Origin of the sequence: Phenylobacterium sp., from assembly GCF_035276905.1 — a bacterium.
GTDB lineage: Bacteria > Pseudomonadota > Alphaproteobacteria > Caulobacterales > Caulobacteraceae > Phenylobacterium.
In genome coordinates this window covers 1-2,680 of sequence record NZ_DATELG010000313.1, presented here as the reverse complement: position 1 = coordinate 2,680, position 2,680 = coordinate 1, and the positions used below count along the sequence as shown (strand labels likewise).

Here is a 2,680-nt window from a genome sequence, read left to right as displayed (position 1 = left end):
CAGCAGATGGCGAAGCTCAACGGCCGGCCGGTCGCCCGGGCGGTCGCGGTGGCGAACTTGGTGAAGGCCTTGCCGAACTTGGTCATCTTGCATCCTGCCGCGTTGCGCGGCGAAGGTTGAACGGCTAGTCGGAGGTCCCCGCTGCGGAGACCCCGATGCCCCAGGCCCAGATCATCGACGGCAAGATCCTGGCCGAGCGACTGCGCGCCGAGGTGGCCCAGGAGGTAGCGCAGCTGAAGAGGTCCCACAACCTGCGGCCCGGCCTGGCCGTCGTACTGGTCGGCGCCGATCCGGCCAGCGAAATCTATGTCCGTTCCAAGGGCGAGCATTCCCTGGCGGTGGGCATGCATTCGCTCACCCACCGGCTCGGCGCCGACACCGGCCAGGCCGAGCTGCTGGCCCTGATCGGCGAGCTGAACGCCGATCCGGCGATCCACGGCATATTGGTGCAGTTGCCCCTGCCCGAAGGGCTGGACGAGCGGTGCGTGCTGGCGGCGATCGATCCCGACAAGGACGTCGACGGGCTCCATGTGGTCAACGCCGGGCGCCTGGCCAGCGGCCTGCCGGCGCTGACGCCCTGCACGCCGCTGGGCTGTATGATCATGCTGCGCGAGACCCTGGGCGACCTCAGCGGCAAGCGGGCGGTGGTGATCGGCCGCTCGGTCCTGGTCGGCAAGCCGGTGGCGCAACTGCTCCTGGCCGCCGACTGCACAGTGACCATCGCCCATTCGCGCACGCGCGACCTGCCCGATGTCGTACGCGAGGCCGACATTGTCGTGGCCGCGGTCGGCCGGCCGGAAATGGTGCGCGGCGACTGGATCAAGCCCGGCGCGACGGTGATCGACGTCGGCATCAACCGCGTCCCGTTCCGCGATCCGGTGAAGGCCGCGCAGGGCAAGACCAAGGTGGTCGGCGACGTCCATTTCAGATCGGCCGCGCAGGTCGCCGGCGCGATCACGCCGGTGCCGGGCGGGGTGGGGCTGATGACTGTCGCTTGCCTGCTCAAGAACACGGTCACCGCCGCCAAGCGGCTGCGGGGGATAGGCGAGCGCTAGAGCGTGACCCGATCTGACGGAATCGGGATTCTCAAATCAGCGGCGATCTGATTCATCGTTCGTGCTGGGCGGGAGGCCAGCACGGATGACGGCTCCCTATTCGATGGATCTGCGCGAGCGGGCGCTGGCGCGGAAGGCGGCGGGGGAGACCCACCGGGAGATCGCAGCGGCGCTGAAGATAAGTCCTTCGTGCGTGTCGAAGTGGACGCGACGGGAGCGGGAGACCGGGTCTGCGGCTCCGGCCCAGGTCGGAGGCTATAAGCCGCGGACGCTGTCTGGCGAGGTCGCCGAGTGGCTTCGGCGGCGGATCGCGGCGGGTCCGTTCACGTTGCGGGGGCTGACGGCGGAGCTTGCCGAGCGAGGGATCAAGACCCAGCCGCGGGCGGTCTGGGTGTTCGTCCATGCCGAGGGGCTGAGCTTCAAAAAAAACGCTGCTGCCCGAGGAGCAAACGCGGCCTGACGTGGCCCGCCGCCGGACCCGCTGGCGGGCGCACCAGGGGCGGATCGAGGCCTCGCGCCTGGTGTTCATCGACGAGACCTGGATCAAGACCAACATGGCGCCCCTGCGCGGGTGGGGGCCGCGCGGCCGGCGCCTAAGAGCTTATGCGCCCCATGGCCACTGGAAGACCCTGACCTTCATCGCGGCGCTCAGGCACGACAGGATCGACGCCCCCTTCGTCCTCGACGGCCCGATCAACGGCGAGGCCTTCCTGCTCTACGTCGAGAAGATCCTGGCCCCCGTGCTCCAGTCCGGCGACGTGGTGATCATGGACAACCTCGGCAGCCACAAGGGAAAGGCGGCTCGCGCCGCCATCCGCGCCAGGGACGCTCACCTCATCTTCCTGCCGCCCTACAGCCCCGATCTCAATCCGATCGAGCAGGTCTTCGCCAAGCTCAAGCACCTGATGCGCCAGGCCCAGCCCAGGGACATCGAGGCCACCTGGCGCAAAGCCGGCCAACTCCTCGACCGCTTCAGCCCCCAGGAGTGCGCGAACTACCTCGCCAACGCCGGGTACGGTTCCGTGTAATGGAGTCCCGCTCTAGACCCTTTCCGTTTCAGATGGGATCATCTGAAACGGACAAAAAGGTTCTATCTTCATAGGTTTAGAGTGTGACGGGCGCTTCAACCGGTATCCACTTGAAGCTGTCACGTTCTAGCCGGCGGCGGCCACGACGTCCGTCCACCCGACCAATTCCGTCAAAGTCCCGCCGACCGCCTCGTTGAAGGCCTCGACGATGGCGCCGACCCGGTTCTCGCCGGCGCGCACCCGGGCCTCGAACATCTTCTCGCCGGCCAGGCTGCGGTCGTTCGCACGGATCAGCACCGCGCGCATGCGCACCACCACCGTCGGCGCCGCCTTGGGCCCGCTCAGATAGACCGCCGCGAAGTCGCGCACGTCGAGCCGCAGGACGAAGGAAGCCTTGCCGGCCTCGCCCCGTGTGATCAACCGCGCGACGCCGTCTTCGCCGTCGAAGACGCGGGCGACGGCTTCGTCGAACAGGACGCTGGCCGGTCCGGTCCAACGGCTGCCGGCCAGGAAGGCGGCGCGGGAACCGGTGATGCCGAGGATCCGGTCGCCGCTCACCGTCCGGCTGAAACTGGTGTTGAGCTTGAGCACGCCGAC

The 2,680-nt window shown here is 68.3% G+C and carries 3 protein-coding genes; 2 read left to right on the top strand and 1 reads right to left on the bottom strand.

Annotation, left to right across the window (positions count from 1 at the left end):
• Positions 1–155: 155 nt before the first annotated feature.
• Together folD and VJS38_RS14720 are read left to right on the top strand one after the other, a co-directional pair.
• The gene (gene folD / locus VJS38_RS14725; protein WP_324088903.1) at positions 156–1,055 is read left to right on the top strand and encodes a bifunctional methylenetetrahydrofolate dehydrogenase/methenyltetrahydrofolate cyclohydrolase FolD; all 900 of its coding nucleotides are present in this window, start codon (positions 156–158) and stop codon (positions 1,053–1,055) included.
• 85 nt (positions 1,056–1,140) lie between these two features.
• Positions 1,141–2,083 (top strand): IS630 family transposase gene (locus VJS38_RS14720; RefSeq protein WP_324088902.1). Its coding sequence is split into 2 segments (ribosomal slippage): positions 1,141–1,476 and positions 1,478–2,083, totalling 942 coding nucleotides; the frame shifts between segments, so codons are not numbered across the junction.
• 126 nt (positions 2,084–2,209) lie between these two features.
• Here the strand turns inward: VJS38_RS14720 and VJS38_RS14715 are convergent.
• Positions 2,210–2,680 (bottom strand): ABC-type transport auxiliary lipoprotein family protein (locus VJS38_RS14715; protein WP_324088901.1); only part of this gene is annotated, 471 nt, incomplete at its 5' end.

Excerpts from the sequence above, each read along its gene's own strand:
- folD (WP_324088903.1), top strand. The coding sequence starts at position 156 with ATGCCCCAGGCCCAGATCATCGACGGCAAGATCCTGGCCGAGCGACTG.